The following is a 25,602-nucleotide window of genomic DNA, read 5'->3' as shown; positions in this document are numbered from 1 at the left end:
AGATACGAAAAAAAGAAGGGCAGTCCACGCGGGCATACTTTTTTTTTGTAAGTTTGGCAACATGAATTTTCCTGTAAAAGATGAACACTCCGGTGAACGCATCGACAAGTTCCTTGTCGGCGCGATGGAGAACGTGTCCCGCACTGACGTACAGAAACTTATAGTTGCAGGCGAAGTGAAGGTGGGCGGTGTTGCCGTTTCCAAGAATTTTCGCGTGGAGAGCGGTATGGTCGTGGTGGTGGAGAAGGTCCCCGAGAAGCAGGCGAGTACGCTTGAACCCGAGGAAATCCCGCTCGACATCGTGTACGAGGACGATGACATTGTCGTATTGAACAAGCCGCGCAACCTGGTGGTGCATCCGGGTAACGGCGTGCAGAACGGAACGCTGGCGGCAGGCCTGCTGCACCATTTCAAGGAAAATCTCTCAACTGTAAATGGTCCGCTTCGCCCGGGTATCGTGCACCGCCTGGACAAGGATACGCCGGGTCTCATGGTGGTGGCGAAAAACGATGCGGCGCACAGGCATTTGGCGCACCAGCTGGAAACCCGCACATTGCACCGCACCTACAATGCGCTCGTGTGGGGCTGCCCGCGCGATTTGGAGGGCTGCATCGATGCCCCCATCGGCCGTAACCCCAAGAACCGCCTAAAGATGGCGGTGGTGAAGGGCGGGAAGGAAAGCCGCACGCACTTTGTGGCGAAGGAATTCTTCGCGATTGCGACCTTGCTCGAACTGCAACTGGAATCGGGCCGTACGCACCAGATTCGCGTACATACCCGCTATACGGGCCACCCGGTGGTGGGCGACCCGCTGTACGATGGCCGCGAAGAGAGCTTGAACCGCGTGCCGCCTCTGATGAAGGAGATTGCGGAGAAGGTGCTCGAGATTGCCCCGGCGCAACTTTTGCAGGCGGTGAAGATTGAACTCATCCACCCGCGCACGGGCAAGAAGATGAAGTTCAAGGTCCCGCTGGAAGAACCGTTCGCGAAGGTGCTGAAACTCCTGAAGAAGGAATGCCCGGCAGACGCCCCGGTGTTCGACGAGGAAGAAGGCTTCCGCGACTTTGATGCCGACATTCGTTTTGACGAAGGCTTCGACGAGGACTTCGAAGGCGATATGCCCGAAGAAGAGCAGGAATGCGTGTTCCCGGAACTGAAGGAGCGTAAGACCCGTGCCCAGCGCCATGCCGAGAAGGCGGCTACGGCTGCGCACCGCAAGGCGAAAGCGGCCGAACGCAAGCTTATCAAGCAGATGAAGGCGGCGCGCAAGAAGGGTGTCGCGACCGAGGACTTCGTGGAACCCGGTTACGAACCGACTATCGATCCAGATTTGCTAGATTAGAAAATGTCATCCTGGAGGGAGCCAAAGGCGACCGATAGGATCCATAAAAAATTGCATGGACTCTATCGCATCTTCGATGCTCCAGAGTGACAGTTCCTGATGTATGACCAATAACTATTGACTAATAACTAATGACCAATGACTGAATCTTACTTCTTTATCGGTGTTGCGGGCGTGGGCATGAGTGCTATCGCCCAGTACCTGGCGGGCAAGGGCGTCGCGGTGAGCGGGTCCGACCGTCAGTTCGGTGAATTCCTTGCGGGCAAGTGCGAAAAGCCGCTCGTGATGGGCCAGCTCGAAGATTGCGGAATCAAGTGCTTTGCGCAGGATGGCTCGGGCATTGTCGCGGGCCTCTCTGCCGTGGTGGTGAGTACCGCCATCGAGGATACGAACCCCGATTTGAAGCGCGCGAAGGAACTCGGCGTTCCCGTGATGCACCGTAGTGAAATGCTCGCGAAGATTTCGAAGGAAGCCCGCACGATTGCGGTGAGCGGTACAAGCGGCAAAAGCACCGTGACCGCGATGATTTACCACATCCTGGAATACGCCGGACTCCAGCCCTCCGTGATGACGGGGGCCGGCCTCGTGAACCTGCAGAAGCAGGGTAAGATTGGTAACGCGGTGAGCGGTAAGGGCGAATGGCTCGTTGTCGAAGCCGACGAGAGCGATGGAACCCTCGTGCGCTACGAACCGGAAATTGGGCTCATCCTCAATGTGGACAAGGACCACAAGGAGATGGACGAACTGCAGGAAATCTTCCTCAAGTTCAGTCACAACATTTTGGACAACGGCAAGATCCTCATCGTGAACGATGCGCACCCGCTGGCAAAGAAGTTCAGCGCGGGCCGCGAATTCGATTTCGGGTTCGAGAACTACGTGGGCGTGCAGGGTACGGACTTCAAGACCGCGGGTACGCATATCAAGTTCCGCGTGCGCCATAAGGCGGAACTCGTGAATTTCGAGGTGCCGCTCCCGGGCAAGCACAACATGGAAAATGCGCTTGCGGCGACTGCGGCGGCGCTCTTTGCGGGCGTTTCGCTCCATACGTGTGCCGACGCGCTGGCAACTTTCCCGGGCGTGTTCCGCCGCCATCAGATTTTGGGAACGTTCAATGGCGTCACCCTCGTGGACGATTTTGCGCATAACCCGGCAAAGATTGCGGCAAGCATCAGGAGTGTGCAGGACTTTACCGAGGGCCGCGTGATTGCCTGGTTCCAACCGCATGGCTTTGGGCCCACGCGTTTTTTGCGGCATGACCTCGTGGAATTCATCGCGAAGACGCTCCGCCCGAAGGACTTCGACGACGATCGCGACAACGACATGATGTTCTTCAGCGAAATCTACTATGCGGGCGGTACCGTCACGCGCGATATAAGTGCGGGCGACCTTGCCGACGACCTCCTGCTGAAGGGCTGCGAGGCCATCTACATCGAGAACCGCGACGAGTGCGCGAAAAAGATGGTGGAATGCGCCCAGCCCGGCGATACCATCTTGCTGATGGGCGCGCGAGACCCGAGTTTGGAAGGCTTTGCACGTTCAGTGAAAAGCCTTCTGGAGGCGAAGTAGAGCGGTCGCTTTACTACGTGCCGGTTTTTAGCAACTGCATTTTGCCGTCGCCCAGGTTCTGGCAGACACGGTTTCTCCCGTTCTGCTTGGCGTGGTAGAGAGCCTTGTCTGCGCGGTCGATGAGCGATGCGACAGTATCGTTGTCGACACGTTCCGCAAACCCGATGCTCACGGTAACCTGGATGATGTTGCCGTCCGGGAGCGAAATGCTCATGTTCTCCATGTCGCGGCGGATGCGTTCTGCAATAATCTTTGCGTTCTTGGTCGAAGTCCCGGGCAGGAACACCGTGAACTCCTCGCCGCCGTAACGCACCGGCATGTCAGAAGGCCTTAGGCTGCGTGTAAGCGTCTGCGCCACGGAAATAAGCACCTGGTCACCTGCGAGGTGGCCGTAGGTGTCGTTCACGTTCTTGAAGTGGTCGATGTCGAGCATGAATGCCGTGAGCATAATGTTTCCCTTGTTGCTCCGGGCCATCTCGCGCGTGTACATTTCTTCGAGCCAGCGGCGGTTGTGGAGCCCTGTCATCGCGTCCACCTTCGCGTATTCTTCCATGCGGCGGATATGGTACTGCTCCTCGCACACAATCTTGTTGTTGTTGCGGATGCGCTGGCTCAGGATGAGCAGGAAGTTCAGGCTCAGTTCGTGCGAAGCGGAAATCATCGCCCGTGCGATATCGGAGGGGATAAGCAGCACCTTGCTGTTTTCCTTTGCAGATACCGTCGCGCTTGGGGGAATGCTGTCGAATATCGACATCTCTCCGGCGCAGTGCCCTTGTTCGATGGTGCTTGTAAACGTTCCTCCCTCGGATTCGAGCTTCACTTCGAGGCTGCCGCGCAACACGATGACCAGGTCAATGTTCGGATTGTCGGGGCTAATGAGCGTTGTACCCTGTTCGACCTCTTTTGTCTTGCAGGGTAGCAGGAATCCCGCCAATTTTTCGAATTGGATATTCTTGAAAATTTCCAGTTCGGCGAATTCGTTCCTGGATATCGGGAGAGTCTCTTTTTCGTCGTAGTTCATAATTCTATTATATAATTTTCGGTGCGCTCGGGTTACCTTGTGTGCCTTTTTTTTCAGAAATAAGAATTTTTTATCATATTTTAGCCCTCCAAAACTGAAAAATGCTATCTTGCAAGGGGTAAGGGTATCGTTATGCACAAGATTTTACTGAAGTCGGTGGTGTTGCCCGGTCAGGGCGGCGACAGGGTTGTGGACGTGCTTATCGCGGGGAATCGCTTTGCACGCATAGGGGTGGTTCCCCCCGAGGAGTCGCTTGGCGCTGAGGTCGTGGACTGCTCGCGCTTCGCCATTTTCCCGGCGTTCTACAACGGGCATACGCATGCGGCGATGACGCTCTTGCGCGGGTATGCCGACGATATGCCGCTCCAGAAGTGGCTGCAGGAATACATCTGGCCGTTCGAGGCCAAACTTACGGGTGACGATATCGACGTGGCTTGTCGACTTGCCCTTCTCGAGATGATTAAGTCGGGTACGGTTTTCTTTGCCGACATGTACTGGCATCGCGAACGTACCATCAAGGTTGTCGGGGAGATGGGCATACGTGCTGCAGTGGGCGTGACGTTTGCGGAATCTCTCATGTCGCCAGAAGCGATTGAGGGCAATTTCAAGTTCCTTGCCGCGCATACCGGTGAATCGGAACGCGTGCGCCTTGCGGTTGCCCCGCATTCCGTATACACAGTGGGCGAGGCGCTGCTGAAGCGCTGTGCCGACTTTGCCCGCTCCGAAAATTTCATGGTCCATACGCACCTCTCCGAAACGAAAAAGGAACTGGAAGATTGCGAAAGGCAGTACGGGTGCAGTCCGGTCCGCCTGCTGGAACGTGCGGGAATGCTCGGTTCGAACCTCGCTGCGGCGCATTGCGTTCATCTCTCGGATGATGACATGAAGGCATTCGTGGATTTGGGCGCGACGGCGGTATTGAACCCGAATTCGAACTTGAAACTCGCTAGCGGTATCCCGCCGATTGACCGCCTGTTGCGTTCCGGTGCAAATGTTGCCCTCGGTACGGATGGCGATTCCTCGAACAACAACCTTGACATGCACGAGGAGATGAAGCTTGCGGCTTTGCTTGCGAAGGTGCAGGGCGGTGCGGAGACGTTGCCTGCGCACGAAGCGCTGAAGATGGCGACTGTCCATGTGGCGCGTGCCTACGGGCTAATGGATGCCGGCGAAATCAAGGAAGGCTACCTCGCGGATTGCCTGCTGGTCGACCTGAAGAACGAACGCATGGTGCCCGGCCACAACCTGGTAAGTAACTGGGTGTACGCTGCCGACAGCAGTTGCATCGATTCGGTTATCTGTAACGGAAAGTTCGTAATGCGTGGCCGCCACGTGGATGGCGAAGAAGAAATTGTCCGCAATGCCGAAACCTGCGCAAAAAGGCTTGCGGCCGTTTAAGTTCGGTAAGCTAAGCTTTGTCGATTGAGTTCTACTTCTTTTCCACGGAGTAGGTGTTCGGGGCCTTCTCGTTGCTTACCTTGTAAGTCGTTCCGGCTTTTTCCTTGACCTTTTCCTTGACGGCCGAAACGGCTGAGTCAGTCTTCGCGTCGACTTTCTTGACTAGCGAATCCTTCGCATCTGTTGCTGCCTTCACGGCGGCGTCCTTGGCCTGCTCGGCGGCCTGCGTCGTCGTCTCCTTGACCTTCTCGACGGCCTTGTCCGTAATTTCCTTGCTGAGTTCTGTAGCCTTCTTTTCGGCTATGCCAATCAGATCGGGCTCTTCGGAAGAGAACCCGAGCAGTTCCAGGTTGAACTTGTAGAAGCTGTATGCGGTAGCGTCGTTACGCGTGTCCTTGAGCCCGCCGGATACCGGGATGATGTGCAGGATGGAGAGGAAAATGAAGCAGATTATCCAGCCCTTGCATGCACCGAGAATCCCGCCGAGAATCCTGTTGACCTTGCCTACGGGGGTATCGGCAACAGCCTTCTGCACAAAGTGCCCAATCATGAACAACGTAATGAACGGCACGAGGAACCCGATGCAGATACACAGAAGCTTTACGGTAAACCCGGTTATCTCGAGGTTTGTCGCGAGCGTGTCGGCGAGGAGGTCGGTTGCAAAGTATGCGCCCGCGAGCGCTGCGGCCCAGGCGACAAGCCGGAACAGGTCCTTCAGGAACCCGCGCCACACACCGATGAGCGTGAGGATAAGTACGCAGACAAGGCAGAATATGTCTATCCAGTTCATTGGTTCCCTTTAGAAATTCGATAAGAGCATGTATACGCCGGTTGTTGCGGCTACAGTGAATATAACCGTAAGTGCGATTGTCATTTTGTTCCTGCTCGGGTAGGTCTTGGGTTCAATGGCGGTCTTTTCGCCCCTCATTGTGGCGCTCACCCATTCGGCGAGGTAGGGCGTGAGGTCGCGCGGGTAGGCGCGCATCAGCCGGCTGAGTTCGTCGGCGACATCTGCGGCGGAAAGCGGGCGCTTGGAGGGCTTCTTTTCGAGAAGCTTCATCACGAGTTTTATAAGCCCCTTCGGAGTGCCGGCGGGGAAGGCCTTTTTGCCGATTTTCAGGCGGCGGATGTTCTGGAACGTCTGGTTCAGCGATTCCCCGCGGAACACGTTTTCGCCAAGGAGCATCTCGCTTGCGATAATGCCCATGCTGAACAGGTCCGATGCCGGGGTGGCTTCGTTGCCCATGGTCTGTTCGGGGCTCATGTACGCGCCGGTACCGATTTGCGAACCCGCCATGGTGAGCGTCATGTCGTCGCCGTTACGCCTGTCCACGTGGGCAACACCGAAATCGAGCAGGCGGATTCGCCCGTCCTTGTCGACCATCATGTTCGCGGGTTTCAAGTCGCGGTGCACGATGCCCGCGCGGTGCACGACGCTCAATGCAAGGAACATCTCGTGGAGGATAGCCATCACGACCCATACGGGAGGCTGCTTGCAGGTGTCCAGAATTTCGCGGAGGTTCTTGCCCATCACGAATTCCATCGAGAGCGAAAGCTGGCCGTCGGGCTCCTTCCAGAGGGCGTAGGGCACGACGATTGCCGGGTGGTTCAGGTGGGCGAGGATTGTCGCCTCCTGCTGGAACCGGAGGATAAAGGAGTCCTGGTCCAAAAGCTTCGGGACCATCTGCTTCACGATGACCATGCGGTCGAGCGACTCGTCATGGCACAGCCACACGTTGCCCATGGCTCCGTGCCCGAGCATCTGCGTCGGCTTGTAACCGCCGATTTTCTTCGGCAAGGCTTCCTTTGTCTTCTTCGCTACAGTCATTCTTTTCGTTCCTGCTGTCATCCTGGAGGCCGAAGGCCGATAGGATCCAGTGCTTCTCCTCTGTTACTTGGAACCCTTTTCCAGATATATCGTGTGGTGCTTGGTCTTGGGGTCCAGATTCGGGTAGTCGAGAATGTAGTGTAGCCCGCGCGATTCCTTGCGGTGGAGCGCCGCGGTGAGAATCATCTTGGAAACCTGCAGGGCGTTCAGGAACTCGAGGAAGTGGATGTTCTCGGTTTCCTTGTTCTTGATGGCAGCATCCACGTCGGCCTCGAGGGTGGCGATTTCCTTGAGGCCCTGGTTCAGGCCCGCGGTCGTGCGCACGATGCCGCAGTAGGCCCACATCGTGTCCTGCAGGGCCTTTTTGCGCTTGCGCCAGTAGGCGGCCTTCGTGAACGAGACCTTTTCTTTCTTGGTCGATTTCTTCACGTCGAGTTTCGCCTTCAGGAGCCCGCTATCGCAGATATTGTCCACCGCGCGGATTGCAAAGACGATGCTCTCCAGCAGGGAGTTCGATGCCAGGCGGTTCGCTCCGTGGACGCCCGTCGCGGCGACTTCGCCGCAGGCGTACAGGCCCTTGATTTCGGTACGTGACCACGTGTCGACCAGTACGCCTCCGCACATGTAGTGTGCGGCGGGCACCACGGGAATCCATTCCTTCGTGATGTCGATGCCTGCGTCGAGGCACTTCGCGTAGATGTTCGGGAAGTGGCTCTTGATGTCCTTCGGGGTGCGGCCCGAGAGGTCGATAAACATGTTGGGCTTGCCCAGACGCTGCATTTCGCTGTGTATGGCGCGCGCCACGATGTCGCGGGGCGCGAGCGAATGGAGCGGGTGAACCTGGTTCATGAATTCTTCGCCCTTGTAGTTTTTCAGAATGCCGCCGAACCCGCGCACCGCTTCCGAAATCAGGAAGGGCTTCTTGAGCTGCGGGGCGTAGAGGCTTGTCGGGTGGAACTGCATGAACTCGATATCCTGCAGGGCGGCGCCTGCACGGGCCGCAATCGCCATGCCGTCGCCACAGCTGTCGGGCGGGCAAACGGTGTATTGCCAGATACGGCCAGCACCGCCGGTAGAAAGGATGGAGGCCTTTGCGTAGAGGTCTTCGACAATGCCTGTCTTCTGGTGGATAATCTTTGCTCCCACGCAACGCTTGTTCTTGCCTTCGCCCTTGCAGATGAGGTCCTTGATGTAGCAGTTCTCGATGTAGTGGATGTTCTTGTGCTTGTGGCGTTCGCACAGGAGCGCGCGCATGATTTCCTTGCCGGTGAGGTCCGCCGCGTGCAAGATGCGGTGATGGCTGTGGCCGCCTTCCAGGTGCAGGTCGAACTGCGTCTTGTCTGCGGGCGAGGGGGTGAACTGCACGCCCCACTTCACAAGCTGCTTGATGGTCGCGGGCCCGCTCTTGGTGAGGATGTTCACGGGTTCCTTCTTGCAGAGGCCAGCCCCCGCCTCGAGCGTGTCGTCGATGTGGAACTTGAACTTGTCCGTCTTCTCGGTGACGGTCGCGATGCCGCCCTGCGCGTAGTTGGAAGAACCGTCCGGTTTTGCGCCTTTCGTGAGGATAACGACCGAAAGGCCCTTTTCTGCCGCATGCAGGGCAGCGGAGAGGCCGGAAATACCTGCTCCCAGGACTAGAATATCGTACATGACCAAACTCCGTTGGTAAGTTTTATGCTCCATAGATAGAAATTTACTTGCATTCGTGATTATTGCTTTCTGTCGTGACTTGAGTTCCTGGAAAAAATCCTATATGCAATGTTTCATTGCATATACGCAAATGTAATAGAAAATTTACTATAAAAATGCGAAAATTTTTAAAATTTCTTTAATTTTGTTGACTAAAATGCTTGTTTTCTAAAAATCGCGATTGTATATTTCTTGGTATGAAGCCGATTACCGAATACACAGACTACCGCAAGTTCATGCTGGATTATTACGAAGACAGAAAGGCACATTCCGTTTTCTCGTGGCGCGAGTTTTCTAACCTTGCAGGATTTTCTTCCTGTTCGTACATGAAGGTCGTTTGTGACGGTAAGAGCAAGCTGAGTAAGCAGGGCGTGGAACGTACTGCACAGGCGATGGGGCTCGTGGGTTTTGATGTAGAGTATTTCCGTGCGATGGTTACCTTTTGCCAGTCTAGATCGGACGCAAAGAAGAAAGAGGCGTTCGAGCGGATGTGTGCCATCGCGAAGAACCACAAGGTACGTGTTCTCGAAGAAAGGCTTTTTGATTACTACGAGTCGTGGAAGAACCCGACCTTGCGTGAACTTGCGCCGTTGATGCCGGGGGCGACTCCCGGTGAACTAGCGAAGAAGTGTTACCCGCCAGTAACGGCTTGGGAGGTTCAGGAAACCTTAAAGTTCCTTACCGATTCTGGACTGTTGCTCAAGGCCAAGGATGGAACGTATTCTCAATCAGAAAGTTCCATTACGGGGTCGAGCGAGGCGACTCGCCTTGCAATCCGGACGGCGCACCGCCAGATGTCGCAACTCGCGGCGAATTCCCTTGACCTGCCTACGACGGAGCGCAACATCACCGGTGTCACTATGGGCATTTCTGATGAAACCTACGACAGGATTGTTCATGAACTTGAGACGTTCCGCCAGAAGATTATATCCATTGCCGTTGCAGACAAGAATATTAACCAGGTCTACAGACTCAACCTGCAGTTTTTCCCGCTGACCCGAAAGGTGAAGGAGGTTCCCCATGAAAACGACTAACCTGAGATTTGTAATTTCTATTGCTGCGCTGGGCCTTGCCTCCACATGGCTTTCGTCTTGCAATGATTCAAGATCTGTGGCAGGAACATCGGACGACCCGAACCAGATTACAGCAAGCATCGAGGGCGTTGTTGAGAAGGGGCCGTTCGTGAAAGGTACGACTGTTACCTTGTACGAACTGAATTCCCAAACTTTTGCGCAGACGGGCAAGTCTTTCACGGGTACCGTTGACGGCGACGACGGTTCGTTCTCGCTGGGCAAGGTAGAGCTGGATTCCCGCTATGTTCTGCTAGATGCGAATGGTTACTATTGGAACGAACTCTATGGCTTGAAGACGACAAACCCGCTCTCGTTAAAGGCTGTCGCCAAAGTCGGGAATGATGGCAAGATAAATATCAATGTGGGTACGCACATTACGCACAAGCGAATTCTTTCGCTCGTGGAAAATGGTATGGATTTCGATAAGGCAAAATCGCAGGCAGAAAGGGAAGTTGCGGAAGCCTTCTTCGGTGATCAATCGGAGCAAGCATTCGAAAATGCGAGCATTATTGACAATGAAAAACTTCTTGCTCTTTCCGTAATTATGTTGTTGACTGGCCCAGAACCCGATGTGACCGAAATGATTGCAAGCCTTACGGCAGGCCTTACCGACGACCTACTTGTCAAGCTTGCCGACAAGGCTGCGTTGCGCTACAACGAGTATGCGTATGCTCGCAGGTTTATGGGGCAGCATTTCCCTGATGCCTCGATTGGGTATTTTGAACACTACATCATTGCGTTCTGGCAAAAGGTTTACGGATTGGGCGAGTGCAACAGGGACAAATCTGGCGTGCTGGATACCGTTCGTGCAGAAAAGTCGGAGAATGCGGGCAAGGTTCTGATATGCAAGGAATTTGAACCGGAATCTGGTGTGTATCTGTGGTTAAGTGCGAGTGGCGTGGAACAGAATACGTTTGGGCTGGAGCCGGTTGAAGACGGTCATCTGGTAATGTCTGAAACGGATTCGACTGTGGCGTATGTGTATGATAATGGTAAGTGGCGTGAAGCGAATGCAAGCGAAATTTTTGTTGGGATGGGTTGCGTCAAGTCACTTGATGGTACACTCGTACAGAAAGATGGCGATGGCAGTAAGTGCAACTGGACTTACTGTATTGAGGCTGTCAATGGGTTCAGGTCGGATGGTTCGTATGTTATGCCTGATAGTCAAAGTTTTATATGCAATCTGGGACATCAACCTACTTGGGTTGCGGCAACAATTTTTGATTACACTAAGGATGCGTTCTTTAACCCTGATGTTGAATATGGTTCCGTGACGGATGAGCGCGATGGCCGAACCTACCGTACGGTCAACATTGCGGGGATGACGTGGATGGCTGAGAATCTTACTTATGCAACAAATGGTGCTGATTGTAAGGATTCGCTTTCCATAGGTTGTGTTTATGAATGGTATATGGTAATGAATGTTGCAAAAAATGATTCTGTTGTAGAAAATACACGCGGAATATGCATGGAAGGCTGGCACGTTCCTGATACTACTTAATGGAGAGCCTTGCTAAATGAATATTCGCTTGCAGATCTAAAATCTTCAGTGAAATGGCGTGATGGGTCAAATAAAAGTGGTTTTTCTGTTGTGCCTTTTGACTCTTATGTAAATCATGGCCTTGTTACGATTAATAGCATTTGGCTCCCGTATGCAGATTTTTTTGCTGCAAATTACGATGTGGGTACTCATTTTATGGGTGGGGATAGATTTACTTATGGTTATGGGACTTCTTTTGAAAATACCGAAGCGGTAATTACAAGTATGGTGCAGAAAGAAAAGAGCGTTTCGCGGTATACGAAAGGATTGCTCCGTTGCGTGAAGGATTATAACTTACTTGAACAATCAACCAATATAGGAGAATAAAATGAGTTACGGAACATATTACGTTGATGATTATTCTGGAACCGATTATGCCACTTTACTGGCGGGTTACTTTGCAATAGAGTGGAACTTTGGCTGATTGGCGGTATTATCCGTATGATACAGGGATTTGGGCTAATTTGTGCCTAATTCCCTTTTTTTATACGAAAGCGTCGTTTTCTTTTGTTATATTTTGCCCCGACAAATTTTAATGGAGTCTACTCTATGTTAACGTGGATTAATGAAAAGGCCAAGTGGGTTATCGTCATTTTCGCGGCAGGTATTGTCGTGGGCCTGTTGGCTATGGACCGTGTTCCGAATAGTGCACAGAGCTACCCTGTCGGAGTGGTGAACGACCACAAGATCAGCTATGCCGAATTTGATGCCCGCATCAAGATGCTGCAGCAGAACCAGTTCCAGAACCAGCACCTCGAGGACGAGCAGTACGCGCAGCTCCGTAGCGACGTGTTCCGCTCCTTCGTTCGCCAGATTCTCCTGGACGGGCAGTTCGAGAAGGCCGGACTGGCAGCCTCGGTCGCCGAACTCAAGTCTGAATTCAAGACCAATTCTAATGCCGTTCGCCAGCGCCTGGTGCAGGAAGCTCAGTATCGTCTCTTTGCGATTCAGCAGCAGGCAACCTCTCAGGAAGACCTGATGCAGCGCAGTCAGGCTTACATCGCTTCGCTCCCGAAGTTCCTGACCGATTCTACCGCAAGTGCCGCAGACTACGAGGCCTGGCTCGAGACTCCGGAGGCCTTCAAGTGGAACTCCATGCTCCAGCTCGAAGAAGAAATGAAGAACACGAACATTCCTGTGCGCCAACTTCAAACGCTGGTCAGCGCTGGAATCCACCCGACGTCGCTCGAGGCCAAGTGGGCTGTTGAACGCCGCATGACTGATTTCGATATCGATGTCGCGTTCGCTTCTGCAAGCGATTTCGCCGTTGCCGACGACGCGGTCGATACGGCGATGGTGAAGGGTTACTTCAATGCCCACCAGGACAGCTTCTTCGTGGAAAAGGATGCCGTGAAGTTTGATTACGTGACTATCCCGGTCGCAGCCACTGCCGCTGACGACGAGCGTGTGCGTGAATACGCGATGACGATTTACTTCCAGCTCGCCGATACGTCTTCTACCGCTTCGTTCGAGGAAATGGCCCGTATTTCTTCCGAAGACCAGGGCAGTGCCGAGAAGGGTGGCATGCTTGACCAGCCTGCTGGCCTTGGCGTATATGTTCCTGAATTCGAGAAGGCCGCCCTCGCGCTTGATTCCGGCGCCGTCTCAGAACCGGTCAAGACCCAGTTCGGCTACCACATCATCAAGAGCTTCGGCAAGTCCACCGATTCCACCGGCAAGGTTACCGCCAACGTCGGCCATATCCTGCTTGTCGTGAACGCATCTTCTGAAACCATCGACAGCCTCGAGAAGATTCTTACGGGCGTGAGGAACGAAGTGAACGCCGGTACCAAGGACTTTGCCGCCGCCGTCAAGGAACGCGGTCTCGAAGTCAAGCACTCCGGCTGGGTGGGCAGGAACGAGAACGTGGACGACCTAGGTTACTTGAAGGGCGTTACTACGTTTGCATGGCCCAATGAACACCTCCCCGAAGAGGAAGGTATCGTGTCGCAGGTGCTCCGCAACAACAAGTTTGTCGCCATCTTCAAGAAGGACAAGGAACTCAAGGCCGGTGAACGCAGCATCGACCTGCACTTCGATGCCATCAAGAATAGCCTCAAGGCCCGCAAGTCCGAGAACGCTGCCGGCGCTTACCTGAACTCTGTCGCCGCGAAGGTGAAGGAATGGAAGGCAGCCGACCCGGCTGATTCCGCCGCCGCTGCAGCAAGTGCCATCGAGAAGGTGAATGTCCAGAACTACAAGGCTTCTGCAGAAGGCTACATCCCGGGCTTCGGCTACGGCAATGCTGCCCTCTACAAGGTGCTGAACGGCCAGAAGCAGGGTGAATGGGGCCCGGTCATCGAAACTGAGCTCGGTGCCGTGATGGTCCGTGTGAACGGCAAGACCGCTCCCGAAGATTCTGCCGTGACGAGCGCCGTGAAGCAGGAAGTCGAAAATGCCTCCCGCTTTACCTCCATGACGCTGTTCAATGAATTTGTCAGCAATATGGAAAAGGGCACTCCGGTCGAAAGCAACCTCGACCTGTTCTACAAGGAATAGCTGAATTTCGTTGACGGGATTTTCCCGTTGACGGTTTCACCTTCTTTTGTTATATTTGTGCCGCTTAACTGATGCCCCCATCGTCTAGTGGCCCAGGACTCGGGATTCTCATTCCCGCAACAGCGGTTCGAGTCCGCTTGGGGGTACGAAAAGAAACTCACCGGAAGGTGGGTTTCTTTTTTTTGTGATAAAACGGGTTTTATCAACCATGACAATACAAGTATGGCTGCGGGGTTATGAAAGGTATGCTGCTTTTGTTAGGACGCTTTTTATGCGCTTTTGGGTGCTTTTTTGGGGTAGGGTTTGTACGTTTTAGGAAAAATGGATTTATTTTATTTGTATGATGCGTTACTTGACTCTTTTTCTGATGATGGCAGTCTCTACGGCGTTCGCGGGCATGATTGTCCCGATGCCGAACCTGGTGGACCCGCGCGACAAGCAGGTCTATAAGACGGTACAGATTGGCGACCAGCGCTGGATGGCCGAAAACCTGCGGTTCAAGTTGAAGGGTACGTTCTGCTACAACAAGAACGATTCGTACTGCAACGAGTACGGAAGGCTTTATACGTGGGCGGCCTCCATGAGGCTTGTGGACTATTTCAACCATACCGTCGCGAAGGATGCCGTAAAGAAGGTGCACGACGTGTGTCCCAAAGGCTGGCGCGTGCCGACGAACAAGGACTGGAAGAAGCTCAACTATTACGTAACCAAGATGGGGATAAGCGACGGTGCGGGGATAAGCCTCAAATCGAAGGAGGGCTGGGATCGCGAACTTCGCTTGCCTGCTGGTTCCGACGAGTTCGGGTTCAACGCCTTGCCTGCGGGTGAGTTCCACTACGTGGGTGAATTTATGGACAAGGGCGCCTCCACGCAGTTTTGGGCGTCGAACGAGTACGATGCGTACGGCGCGTACTTCTGGCGCATTACATACGATTCGAGAACGTTCGAGAAGGTCTACGACGCGAAGGATAACGCCGTGTCGGTGCGTTGCGTCGAGGAGAAGTACTACAAGCCGGTCGAACCGCCTCCGCCGCCCAACTTCGTGAAGGTCGAGGTGGTGACGGTGCAGAACAAGGAAATCCTCACCATTCACGTGGGCGACCAGGTATGGATGGCGAAGAACCTGGACGTAGATGTGCCGGGAAGCTTCTGTTATGGGGGAAAGGAAGAAAACTGCAAGAAGTTCGGGCGCCTCTACACGTGGTCTGCAGCAATGAAGCTCCCTCAGGAATATGGCGAGAAGATTGCCCGCGATTCGGTGAAGCGGACTCACCGCGGTTTGTGCCCTTACGGCTGGCATATCCCGAGCATATATGATTTCGACAGGCTTAACGCCTACCTCAAGGATATCGACGAGGCGGTAGGCGTGGGTGCGAACCTGAAGGCCCGCGACATCTGGCCGGAGTCGGACAACTCCCTGCCTGGCGAGAACGGTTTCGGGTTCAACGCGCTTCCTTCGGGCATATTGCCGGCGAATTTGCCGTTTAGCGGGCTTGATTCCGTGACGGGTTTCTGGAGCACCGCCGAGACGGATTCCGTTACGGCGCTGTTCTGGTCGCTGCGGTATGATAGCGACGACCTGGTGCGAGACAGTGCGGGCAAGGCGGGGGCGTTCCCGGTGCGTTGCCTGATGGACCCGCCTGGCGTGGACGAGATTTACGATAGCACTGCACTGTATGATTCCCGCGACGAGAACCGCTACAAGACCGTAGAAATCGGCGGTACACGCTGGATGGCGGAGAACCTGCGGTTTGCTGCCCCCGGGAGCTTCTGCTACGAGGACAAGGATATCCGTTGCAGGAGTTACGGGAGGCTTTACCCGTGGCATGTGGCGATGCGCCTGCCTGCAGACTTCATCACGAATCCGGTGGAAGGCGCGATTACCGTCGAGCACCAGGGCATTTGCCCTGCGGGTTGGCACGTGCCCTCGCAGAAGGAATGGAGTGACATGATGCTCGGTGTCGCCAAGATGAAGAAGGGGAGCATTGCGGCCGCGCTCAAGATGCGCGAGGGTTGGGTGCGAGGCGGTGCGCCGATTAGCGAGGCTTCGGGCTTCAATGCCATACCTGCGGGTGCACGTTACAACGATGGCGAGTTTATGGAACTCGGCACGAGTGCGTACTTCTGGGAGGCAAGTGGCGGCGGCGATACGGGTGCTGCCTACTGGAACCTCATCAACAGCAAGGACGATGTGATGCGCGCGGAAGACTTCGAGAATACTGCGTTCTCGCTGCGCTGCGTGAAGAATGCGCCTGCTGTGGCGGATAGCACGAAGGCTGCTCCGGCTGGGAATTCTGCTCCGGCGGGGGATAGTGCCGCGGCTGCTGGGGATGCTGCTGCGCAGGGGAATGCTGCTGCGCAGGGGAATGCTGCTGCGGGTGCCTTGCAGCAGAAATAGTGCTTTTTTGCAATAAAATAGGACTAAATGCTAATTTTTGTAGCGTTTAGTCCTATTTTTGTTAATTTATGTGTATTGTTTTTGGGGGCAATTGCCCCTTTTTTGAAAAAAATGAGCGGAAACGAGGGAAAATGTGTGGCTTTTGAGCGGCGTATGAACAACCTTTGCTGAAAATCTGTTACTTTGTATGAAAAATATAGGACTAAATGCACAGTTTTTGGGCGTTTAGTCCTATTTTTCTCCCTATAGCGCTGCGGGCCCAACTATTGCGCCCGGCACCTTAGAACAAACTAAGTTGTCCGTTTGCATCGCCGGCTTTGTTGCCCGAAATGCCGCTGTTGTCGCTGGCAGGTAATGCCGCGGGCTTCTCGTTACCTGCGTCGGAATCTGCTGCGGCAATCTGCGCTAAAAGCCATGCTTCGTCGTGCACGGGAATGCCGAGCTCGTTCGCTTTCGTGAGTTTGCTTCCGGCCGCCTCGCCGGCGAGGACCCAGCTCGTCTTCTTACTCACGGAACTCGATACCTTCCCGCCGTTCTCTTCGATGAGCTTGCGGGCCTCATCGCGGTCCATGCTCGGGAGCGTTCCGGTAATGACTGCGGTCTGCCCCTGGAATAGCGTCTTCACGACGCCCTTGAATTCGGTGGGGCACCCGAGGGCCACGAGTTCGTCGATTTCGTTCGTGTAGAGCGGCGTGTGGAAGAAGTCGTAGACGGATTTCCCGATGCGTTCGCCCACGTCGGTCACGTTCTGCAGGTCTTCGACGGTGGCTGTGCGGATTTTTTCCAGCGTGCGGAAGTGCTTCGCGAGGTTCCTGGCACTTGTGCGGCCCACGAATCGGATGCCGAGCCCGTGCAGAAGGTTCTCGAGGCTACGTTCCTTCGAGGCGGCGATGGCGTCGTAGACGTTCTTCGCGCTCTTCTTGGCCATACGCTCCTGCGATTCCAAATCCTCGATGGTGAGACGGTACAGGTCCGGGATGCGCTTGATTTTGCCTGTAGCAATCAGGCTTGCGATGAGGGCGGGGCCGAGGTTCTCGATGTTCATGGCCTCGCGGCTCACGAAATGCTCGAACAGGCATTGCACCTGCGCCGCACAGTGCATGTTTTCGCACCGGAGAATGACTTCGCCATCCACGTGCGTCAAAGGCTCGCCACAAACCGGGCATTTTTCGGGGGCGACGACGGGGGAGGCTCCGGCGGGGCGGAGTTCCTTCTTGACGTCGGTAATTTTCGGGATGATTTCGCCGCCCTTCTCGACGCCGACGGTGTCTCCGTAATGCAGGTCCAGGCGCGAGACTTCGTCGAAGTTGTGGAGGGTGGCGCGCTTGACGGTGGTGCCCGCGAGGCGCACGGGTGCAAGGTTCGCTACGGGCGTGACCGCACCGGTGCGGCCCACCTGGAATTCCACGGAAAGGAGCGGCGTGTAGGCGCGCTCGGCCTTGAACTTGTAGGCGATGGCCCAGCGCGGGCTCTTGCTCGTGGTTCCGAGGGCGCGCTGCATGGCAAGGTCGTTCAGCTTCACGACCATGCCATCGATTTCGAAGGGGAGGCTGTCGCGGCTCGCGCCAATCTGCTCCGAAATCTTCATGATTTCGTCGGTGGTGTCCGCTGTCCAGTAGTCGTTCGTGTGGAACCCGAGGCGCTTGAGCTGTAGCAGGTTTTCTTCGTGTGTCTTGTTGTTGCTTTGCGGTATGTGGTAGGCGAAGAATCGCATCGGGCGAGTCTTGCATTCGGCCACGCTCTTGAGCTTGAGCGAACCCGAGACGGTATTGCGCGGGTTCTGGAAAATCTTCTTGCCTTCCAATATGAACTGCTCGTTCAGGCGCTCGAAGGCTTCGCGCTCCATGTAGACTTCGCCGCGCACCTCGAAAGTGCCCTGCGGGATTTCGCTCGGGTCAATCTTCAGTTTCTTCGCGTCAAAGTATTCGGGAATGTCCGCAATCGTGAGTGCGTTCAGGGTCACGTCGTCGCCCTGGGCGCCGTCGCCGCGGGTGGCCGCCTGCTTCAAGCGTCCGTTCTCGTACACGATGGAAAGCGAAACGCCGTCGATTTTCCGCTCGCAAATCCATTTTTTAGACGAAAGATCGCTTCGCTGGTAGACGATAGACGATAGAGATTCTGGGTTGTTCTCGCCTCTTTCGTCTTTCGTCTTTCGTCTTTCGTCTAGATCGGCAATTCCGTCTTCTGCGGCCCTTACAAACTCTGCCATTTCCTCGGCGCTGTACACGTTCGCGATGCTGAGCATGGGCACGGCGTGCGCGACCTTCGCAAAGTCATTCGTCAGGTCACTGCCGACCCGCTGCGTGAGCGAACCCTGACCGCGCAGTTCCGGGTACTTCGCCTCGAGCGCTTCCATCTCCTTGAGCCCGAAGTCGAAATCCTGGTCGCTCATGGGGGAAACGCCTTCCTTGTAGTAGAGACGGCTCGCTTCTTCCAGTTGCTTCTTCAGTTCAAAATAGCGGGTAAAGTCGAAGTCTTTCTGTTCGGTCATGGCCTTAATATAGCAAGTTTTGCGCATTTTTTTTGCGCAGTCTTTGGCTCGATTCGTTACTTGTGGAATTAAAAAATTGTGCAGACGATAAGCGCGATGAGGCCTGCGAACATTGCCACCTTCGTGAGCGACTGTGCCCGGCGGTAGTTCTTGCGGTGGGCGCTGAATAGGATTACCGCGAATGTCGGCGTGAGCGCAATGCCTGTGATAATCAGGAACAGCGGCGGGTAGTTGTGCCCGAACACCTTGTCCATGTAGAATACTGGGAGCGGGAGCGAAATCCAGGTGAAGAGGATGATGGCGCCGGCGAGCCTCCTGGCGGTTGCCGAGCCCGCGATGAGCGGGAACGTCATGATGCCTGCCTTCAGGTCGCCTGTCTCGTCTTCCAGGTCCTTGTAGATTTCACGCGCAGTCGTGAGCAAAAACGCGAACGGGATTGCCGGGATTATGGCCCAGATGTGTTCTTGTGCGTATTTGTTTCCAGGTAGGATGAGATTGGACAGTATGAGATAACCCATCAGGGCGTAGAACAGGGGAGTCGTGCAGAGGAAGGCTACCGTCATATTCTTTAACAGGGGAATATGCTTGAGCCACTTGTTGTAGGCTATCAGGAGAGCCCCGAGTAAAAAGAAGAAGCCGAGCGGAAGGTATTCAAACGGAGAGGATGAGTTAGAATCTCCGAGTCCGCAGAGGAGCATCAGCACGAATAGGGCAATCCAGGTTATGCGTGCGGCCTTTACCGAAACTTTCCCGGTTACGAGCGGCCTTTCGGGGCGGTTCATCTTGTCGCTTTCCAGGTCCAAAATGTCGTTCTGGATGTTCGCAAACCCGATGGCGAATGCGAACCCGAACGCTTCCACTATAACGGTAGACCAGCCAATCCAATCAAAGTCAGAATGGCAGTCGTCGGGCAAGAAAAGCGAATTGGGAAACCCGAGCAGCATATACCCGACCACGAGCGTGATTATGGCAATCACGATGTTTTTGGGGCGGGTCATCTTGAGGAGTTCGACAAACATCGGCTACAAATATAAAAAAGAAAAAATCCGGCTTTGAACCGGATTTTTTAGTAGCGGGGGCAGGACTTGAACGCTGCGACCTTCGGGTTATGAGCCCGACGAGCTACCAACTGCTCCACCCCGCGTCGAGGTTGTTGCCATATATAGAAAATTTTTATGGTTATGTCAAGGGTAGAACCGCTTTTTCTGCGAAAATAAGCGAAAAAACGCAATTTTCCAAAAGATGCTCGCCTACGCGAGCATGACGAAGTGTGCGCTACACGAACTTCTTGAGGATGTGCTTGCTCGAAACGAAGTAGTCGATACCGCTGATGATGGTGATGGCGGTAATGATGCCCATGACGATTGTCGGGAATATGTGCCAGATGTCACCCAGGCCGGGGACGAGCGCACGCACGGGTTCAATCGCCCCGAGGAGGATTGCCACGATGCCGATTCCCTGGAGGGCTGTCTTCCACTTGCCGCTCTTGCGTGCAGGCATGATAAGCCCCTCGCTGGCGGCGAGCGTGCGGAGAGTCTCCACGCTGGATTCACGGAAGTAGATGAGCGCCACCATCCACACGGGCGCATAGTTCGTGGCGATGAAGCACATGAAAATCGTCATGTTCGAAATCTTGTCGCTGAACGGGTCGAGGTACTTGCCGAGCGTGCTCACTTCGCCCATGGCGCGGGCGAGTTTCCCGTCCAAAAAGTCGGTAAGCATGAACCCTAGAACCATCGCGAGCGCAAGCACCTTGAATACGATGCTGTTGTTGCTGTAGTTCAGGTCGTTGTCGTAGAAGAATACCCAGAGGAAGAACGGCGTGAGCACGATACGGCTCATCGTAAGCTGGCTTGCGATGGAGAGCGGCTTGCGGTGTGCCGGGTCGCGATAGTACCAATAGGCGTAGGCGACTGTGGAGGCTACAATCAGCAGGATGGTCGCCACCATGCAAATTTGCTGATAGTCCTCGAGGTTCAACAGGTAGACGCCCATCGTGACCGTGGTCGCAAGGTTTGCAAGCTTGGACCAACGGCGTTTTTGCGGCAGTTTCTTGCCTTCGCGCAGCACACCGAGAGAAAACAGGGAATGCGCGATGAGTCGCCCGAGAATAAAGGCGCAACCGATGCCGAGGAGTTTTTCTGCGCTTTCGGAATAGTAGAGGTCGCGCACGAAAATGCTTGTCATGACGCTGAACTGCAACAGACCGTCGACAACGTTCAGCCAGAGCCTGTAGTAGGGCTTCTCGATTTCCTGGCTACGCAACTGGTAGAGGTTCACCCATCCCATGATGAGGGCTATAAGCACGAAGGCGCAGGCGGTCTTCGCCATGCCGAGCCAGATGAAGATGATGACGCAGACAAAAACGAGCGCCCGTAGTAGGCTCCAGATGCGGCTGCGTAACCGCACGTCTGTTGTGTTTTCGCTCATTCGCAATTCTCCAAAAGTTGTTTCGCGTGCTCGCGTACCGTGGCAGATTCACCGCCCAGCATCCGCACGAGTTCGTTGACACGTCCGTCCGCATCGAGGTTCGTTACGGAGGTGTACGTGCGCCCATCGACTTCCTGCTTGCTTACGGCCAGCTGGTTGTCGGCACGGCTTGCGACCTGGTGCAGGTGGGTGATGGTGAGTACCTGATGGTGCTTGCCCAGGTTTCTGAGCGCAATCCCGATGTTGTTGCCCACTTCACCGCTGATGCCGGAATCTACCTCGTCAAAAATTAGCAAAGGAACGGCGTCGAGTTCTGCCATCACGGTCTTGATGGCGAGCAAAACGCGGCTCAGTTCACCGCCCGATACCGCCTTCTGGAGCGATTTAGCCCCTTCGCCCGGGTTCGGTGCCAACATAAATTCAATCTTGTCGGCCCCGTTCGCGGCAAAGTCCTGCTTTTCGATGCTCGTATGGAAGGTCGCCTTGGGCATACCGAGCGTGTGGAGATTTCCCTCCACGTCGGCATCGAATTTCTGTGCGGCCGCCTTGCGGATTTCTGTCAGCCTTGTTGCGGCTTCTTGCATTTCGGCCTGGTGCTTTTGGGCCTTGCGGGCGAGTTCCTCGAGGTCTGCATCCAGGTTCTCGAGGCTTTCGAGTTCTTCCTTGCGCTGTGCGGTAAGCGCGATGAGGCCGGCGACATCGGTGCGGTACTTGCGCTTGAGTTTCTGGATGGCAGCAATGCGCGAATTTGCACGGTCGATTTCGGCGGGTGAAAGCGAACGCGCGGGGGAAAGCCGGAGCAGGTCCTTGCAGACGCTTTCGAACGGGTCGGCGACCTCTGCGAGCGAGTTCACGTATTCCTCGTAATGCGGGATTTTCGATGCCAGCGCGCGCATCTTGGATTGCAGAATCTGTACCTGGTCCAGGAGGCCGCTATCGCCGCCGAGAAGCGCCTGGATATCGTTGATGTAGTTGCGTTCCGCTTCGCCCTTGCTCGCGATATTTACCTTGTCTTCGAGTTCTTCCTCTTCGCCCTCGCGGAGGGCCGCCTTCGAGAGCTCGTCGTACTGGAACTTGAGGAAATCCTTCTGGGCGGCGAGGTTCTTCGCCTTGTTCTCGGTTTCCTCGATTTGCGCGAGTGTCTGGTTCCAGGCATTCCAGGCGGCAGTGTATTGCGAAAGCACCTGCGAGTCGTTCGCGAAGTCGTCGAGCATCTGGGCGTGCGTGCGCGTATCGCGGAGCAGGAGTTGCTCGCTCTGGCCATGCATCTGGATGAGGTGCTCTCCGATTTCCTGCAGGTCGGCGAGATTTACCATATTGCCGTTGACGCGCGTGCGGCCCTTGCCGTTCTCGAGAATCTCGCGCCGGATAACGAGCTCGTCGTCACAGTCTATTCCGAGATTTTCGACAATCTTCTTGACTTTCGGTTCGTTGCTGATGTCAAAAATGCCTTCGATGACGGCCTTGCTCTCGCCGGTACGTACCATCGATGCCTGCGCCTTGTCACCACAGACCATGCGGAGCGCCTTGAGAAGTACGGACTTGCCTGCGCCGGTTTCGCCGGTAATGGCCGTGAACCCTTCGCGGAAAGGGACTTCTGCCTTGGCAATCAGGGTAAAATCGTTTATCGAAAGAGTCTTTAACATAGTGACGATAAATTAGAAAATTCCAAATCGCGCGACCAGACAAATTTTGACATCCGAAAAAAAACTTATTTTTCGAACTCGATTACGCTCCGGTAGATGGGCCTGCCTTCTTTCCTGTACTTGCGTTCAAAACCGGTGGTGATGCCCTCGGTCGGTTCTGCGGTATTGCGCACGACGACCTTGCATCCGGGGAAGTTGTCGAACGTTTCAAGCGCAATCTCGTTGTATTCCTTGTGGTCTGTACCCCAGTAGAACAGGCGCTTGCCGGGCTTGAGCACGCGGGCGACCTCGGTCAGGAAGTCGGGGCGCAACAGGCGGTTCTTGTGGTGGCGCTCCTTGGGCCACGGGTCCGGGAAGTACATGTGGAATGCGTCTACGGTGTTGCTCTTTACTGCATCGCGCAAGAAGTAGAACACATCGCCGCGCAGCATGGACGCGTTGTCGAGCACCCCGCGCTTTTCCATGCGATCATGCGCGAATACGGCCCACGTGTAGTCCCACTCGCTACCCATGATAAAGTAGTCGGGGTGCTTCTGGGCGTAGTCCGCAATAAAGTTGCCCTTGCCGCTCCCGATTTCGACCTCGATGTGGCCGTTCTCGTTTTCGAACATGTCTTTCCAGTTGAAATCCAGCTTGTGGGGGAGGCCGTCGGTTGTCTTGATGGGCTTGCGGTCACCGTTCGTGCGGAACACGTAGTGCCAGAGGCTCCTGTGCTCGCTGTCCCGGTTCAAATCGCGGTAGAATTCCGGAATTACGACCTGCTTTTCGCCGGCATCTTCAGTAGCTTCTTCTACGTTCTTGTTGATTACATCTTCACTCATACTTTTCCTATTCCTCCCGCAATAAACATCTCGCAACCCAACAACTAATCATCCATTATACATCATCAATCATCAATTAAATAAACGCTACGACCTTCTCTCTAAATTTCTCCGGTATTTCCTTCGCGATAGTCTCGCGGATATACTTTTCCGAATACTTCATCGAGAAGTGCGTGAGGATAATCTGTTCGCACTTGACTTCGTCCCCAAGTTCGTTCAGCGCATGTACGATATGGTCGAGATGCGTGTGCCCCTTCTTGCGGCTCATGGGCTCGTCTTCGGGGGCGATAAACGTGCATTCGGTAACGAGGACTTTCGAGTCAAAAACGGAGCGGTTCTCGAGCAGGCTCTCGCCGAGGCAGTCTCCCATGAAACTCATCTGCGGTTCGAATACCTCGCGCGTAATCTCGACACCTGCCTGCCGAAGTGCGATGATTTCGCTTGCGTCCTTCCCGAGGAACTCGTCCTTGAGCTTTCTCTTGTGCAGGTAGAGCGTGCCGCCCATCGCGGGGACGGAGTGTTTCACCTCAAAGGGTTCCAGGACCATGTCCTTCCTGTAGCGTAGCGGAATGCGTTCTCCTGCCCTGACGGCAACGATTTCCGGGTAACGGAACTTGGCTTCGCTCACTCCTTCGAACATCGCTTCGGCGCGGATCCAGTCCTTTGCCCCTTCAAAGATGCTTTCGGGAATGTAGTACACGCTGTCGCGTTCTACGCCCATCATCTTGCGGAGGCTGTGGTGACGCATGAGGCAGCGTGCGTGGTCGCCGTGTGCGTGCGTGAGGAACACGTGGTCGATGGGGGTGGCCGAAAGCGGGCATTCTCCCATGTCGATGCAGAAGTTCATTTCGGGAAACTGCATATACGTTGCAAGTCCCGAAATGGAAAAACCGTAAACGCTCGAGCACGGGGCCTTGTGGTGGACCTGCTTGAGTGCGTTGTGGATGTACTTGCTTTCTGTTGTCACGTTTGTACCGTGGCCTAATTTAGAAAAAAAAGGAACCGCAGGTCATGCGGCTCCGTTTAAAAGGTGTAGCGGGGTCTAGAGTCCCTTTGCCGCTTTTTCCGCCTTCACGATGGTTTCGAAGTCTTCGCAATCTATGCGCTCGATGTTGTTACCCATGGCCTTGCTACGTGTTCTTGCGTTACCCTTTGCTTCGGGGATGCGGAAGCAGAATTCGCGCGTACTGCCGAAGTCGGTCGGGATGCCCATCTTGAATATGCGTGTACGTTCCTTGGAAACCTTGTTGTAGATTTCGTGGTAGTCGTAGGTGTTCTTGATTCTTTCGAGGCGCTTTTCCTGGTTGAAGAGGATCTCGTTCACGATAGGGCCTTCCAGGTAGAGCGGTAGGGAATTCTGGAAACGAAGTTCAAGCTTGTTGCCCGTCTTCACGATGGAAGTCTCGCTGGGCTTAATGAGGTAGCGCTGCTGCGGAATGTTTTTGTAAGCCTTGTTGTGAGCCTTGCGGACGCCGCACATCTCGCGCATGTCGGGGTTCGCGACGAAGTCGATGTCACGGCAGATGGGGGGGAGGTTCGTGGGAACTTCAAGGTCGTCCCCGTTGGACGAACCGGCACAGCCGGAAAAGAATGTCAGGGATGCGAGAAACGCGGTAAGCTTGATGGCGAGGATTTTAGAATTCATGATTCAAATATAAATTTTCTAAAGAAAAAAACATTTCTTTTCTCAAATCTAGTGAAAAAAATTAGCAACTTTGCTCAAAATTGAGATTTTATCCTAAATCTTATGTAAAAATATTATTACAAACGTTCGCGATGCGGGAGTTTTTTCTTTTTTCGCTTTGGTCTATACACTTTTGGATTTAAAAACCTATCTTTAACCTCGAGAGATTGGGTTAC

General features: G+C 54.6%; 19 protein-coding genes and 2 tRNA genes. 9 read left to right on the top strand and 12 right to left on the bottom strand.

The window, feature by feature from the left end:
* Nucleotides 1-61: 61 nt before the first annotated feature.
* Both BUA44_RS07950 and murC read left to right on the top strand, forming a co-directional pair.
* Nucleotides 62-1,342: an RluA family pseudouridine synthase gene (locus BUA44_RS07950; RefSeq protein ID WP_072810603.1), complete on the top strand. Its 1,281-nt coding sequence runs from the start codon at nucleotides 62-64 to the stop codon at nucleotides 1,340-1,342.
* Between the two features lie 138 nt (nucleotides 1,343-1,480).
* Nucleotides 1,481-2,908 carry a UDP-N-acetylmuramate--L-alanine ligase gene (gene murC / locus BUA44_RS07945; protein ID WP_072810601.1) on the top strand — a complete coding sequence of 476 codons (1,428 nt, stop codon included), beginning with the start codon at nucleotides 1,481-1,483 and terminating at the stop codon, nucleotides 2,906-2,908.
* Nucleotides 2,909-2,921: 13 nt separating this feature from the next.
* On the opposite strand, the gene BUA44_RS07940 is transcribed toward murC, so the two are convergent.
* Complete coding sequence (locus tag BUA44_RS07940; protein ID WP_072810598.1) at nucleotides 2,922-3,929, bottom strand: GGDEF domain-containing protein; 1,008 nt, start codon at nucleotides 3,927-3,929, stop codon at nucleotides 2,922-2,924.
* A 132-nt stretch (nucleotides 3,930-4,061) separates the two neighbouring features.
* Between BUA44_RS07940 and BUA44_RS07935 the strand changes: the two genes are divergently transcribed.
* Nucleotides 4,062-5,327, top strand: a complete 1,266-nt coding sequence (locus tag BUA44_RS07935; protein WP_072810596.1) for an amidohydrolase — start codon at nucleotides 4,062-4,064, stop codon at nucleotides 5,325-5,327.
* A 31-nt stretch (nucleotides 5,328-5,358) separates the two neighbouring features.
* Here BUA44_RS07935 and BUA44_RS07930 read toward each other — a convergent pair whose 3' ends face one another.
* From BUA44_RS07930 to nadB, 3 genes are all read right to left on the bottom strand, one after another.
* Nucleotides 5,359-6,117 (bottom strand): CvpA family protein, encoded by a 759-nt coding sequence (locus BUA44_RS07930; RefSeq protein WP_072810594.1) that lies wholly within the window; start codon nucleotides 6,115-6,117, stop codon nucleotides 5,359-5,361.
* Between the two features lie 9 nt (nucleotides 6,118-6,126).
* Entirely contained in the window at nucleotides 6,127-7,155 is a 1,029-nt protein-coding gene (locus BUA44_RS07925; protein WP_072810592.1) for a serine/threonine protein kinase, read from the bottom strand.
* Nucleotides 7,156-7,218: 63 nt separating this feature from the next.
* Entirely contained in the window at nucleotides 7,219-8,805 is a 1,587-nt protein-coding gene (gene nadB / locus BUA44_RS07920) for an L-aspartate oxidase (protein WP_072810590.1), read from the bottom strand.
* A gap of 236 nt (nucleotides 8,806-9,041) precedes the next feature.
* Between nadB and BUA44_RS07915 the strand changes: the two genes are divergently transcribed.
* From BUA44_RS07915 to BUA44_RS07895, 6 genes are all read left to right on the top strand, one after another.
* Nucleotides 9,042-9,878, top strand: a complete 837-nt coding sequence (locus BUA44_RS07915; RefSeq protein WP_072810588.1) for a TIGR02147 family protein — start codon at nucleotides 9,042-9,044, stop codon at nucleotides 9,876-9,878.
* The gene (locus BUA44_RS07910; RefSeq protein ID WP_072810586.1) at nucleotides 9,865-11,418 is read left to right on the top strand and encodes an FISUMP domain-containing protein; all 1,554 of its coding nucleotides are present in this window, start codon (nucleotides 9,865-9,867) and stop codon (nucleotides 11,416-11,418) included. Before BUA44_RS07915 ends, BUA44_RS07910 begins: the two co-directional genes overlap by 14 nt.
* A 9-nt stretch (nucleotides 11,419-11,427) precedes the next feature.
* Nucleotides 11,428-11,784, top strand: a complete 357-nt coding sequence (locus tag BUA44_RS15330) for a hypothetical protein (RefSeq protein WP_178348771.1) — start codon at nucleotides 11,428-11,430, stop codon at nucleotides 11,782-11,784.
* A 222-nt stretch (nucleotides 11,785-12,006) separates the two neighbouring features.
* The gene (locus tag BUA44_RS16080; RefSeq protein WP_072810584.1) at nucleotides 12,007-13,956 is read left to right on the top strand and encodes a peptidylprolyl isomerase; all 1,950 of its coding nucleotides are present in this window, start codon (nucleotides 12,007-12,009) and stop codon (nucleotides 13,954-13,956) included.
* A gap of 73 nt (nucleotides 13,957-14,029) precedes the next feature.
* Nucleotides 14,030-14,102 (top strand) — tRNA-Glu (locus BUA44_RS07900).
* A gap of 194 nt (nucleotides 14,103-14,296) precedes the next feature.
* Nucleotides 14,297-16,354 carry an FISUMP domain-containing protein gene (locus BUA44_RS07895; RefSeq protein ID WP_072810582.1) on the top strand — a complete coding sequence of 686 codons (2,058 nt, stop codon included), beginning with the start codon at nucleotides 14,297-14,299 and terminating at the stop codon, nucleotides 16,352-16,354.
* Nucleotides 16,355-16,634: 280 nt separating this feature from the next.
* Here BUA44_RS07895 and ligA read toward each other — a convergent pair whose 3' ends face one another.
* The 8 genes from ligA to BUA44_RS07855 all read right to left on the bottom strand — a co-directional run bounded on the left by ligA (nucleotide 16,635) and on the right by BUA44_RS07855 (nucleotide 25,387).
* The gene (ligA, locus tag BUA44_RS07890; RefSeq protein WP_072810580.1) at nucleotides 16,635-18,845 is read right to left on the bottom strand and encodes an NAD-dependent DNA ligase LigA; all 2,211 of its coding nucleotides are present in this window, start codon (nucleotides 18,843-18,845) and stop codon (nucleotides 16,635-16,637) included.
* A 68-nt stretch (nucleotides 18,846-18,913) separates the two neighbouring features.
* The gene (locus BUA44_RS07885; RefSeq protein ID WP_072810577.1) at nucleotides 18,914-19,864 is read right to left on the bottom strand and encodes a geranylgeranylglycerol-phosphate geranylgeranyltransferase; all 951 of its coding nucleotides are present in this window, start codon (nucleotides 19,862-19,864) and stop codon (nucleotides 18,914-18,916) included.
* Nucleotides 19,865-19,915: 51 nt separating this feature from the next.
* A tRNA-Met gene (locus BUA44_RS07880) sits at nucleotides 19,916-19,989 on the bottom strand.
* Between the two features lie 131 nt (nucleotides 19,990-20,120).
* Nucleotides 20,121-21,275 (bottom strand): CDP-alcohol phosphatidyltransferase family protein, encoded by a 1,155-nt coding sequence (locus tag BUA44_RS07875; RefSeq protein WP_072810575.1) that lies wholly within the window; start codon nucleotides 21,273-21,275, stop codon nucleotides 20,121-20,123.
* Nucleotides 21,272-22,921: a DNA repair protein RecN gene (gene recN, locus BUA44_RS07870; RefSeq protein ID WP_072810573.1), complete on the bottom strand. Its 1,650-nt coding sequence runs from the start codon at nucleotides 22,919-22,921 to the stop codon at nucleotides 21,272-21,274. The genes BUA44_RS07875 and recN overlap by 4 nt, the downstream gene beginning before the upstream one ends.
* 65 nt (nucleotides 22,922-22,986) lie before the next feature.
* Entirely contained in the window at nucleotides 22,987-23,742 is a 756-nt protein-coding gene (locus tag BUA44_RS07865) for a tRNA (guanine(46)-N(7))-methyltransferase TrmB (RefSeq protein ID WP_072810570.1), read from the bottom strand.
* A 76-nt stretch (nucleotides 23,743-23,818) separates the two neighbouring features.
* Entirely contained in the window at nucleotides 23,819-24,709 is an 891-nt protein-coding gene (locus tag BUA44_RS07860; protein WP_072810568.1) for an MBL fold metallo-hydrolase, read from the bottom strand.
* 75 nt (nucleotides 24,710-24,784) lie between these two features.
* A complete protein-coding gene (locus BUA44_RS07855; RefSeq protein ID WP_072810565.1) occupies nucleotides 24,785-25,387 on the bottom strand; it encodes a hypothetical protein in 603 nt (200 codons plus the stop codon).
* Nucleotides 25,388-25,602: the final 215 nt, after the last annotated feature.

Source organism: Fibrobacter sp. UWR3, from assembly GCF_900143055.1.
Classification (GTDB): Bacteria; Fibrobacterota; Fibrobacteria; order Fibrobacterales; family Fibrobacteraceae; genus Fibrobacter.
This window is presented reverse-complemented; position numbering and strand designations above follow the sequence as displayed.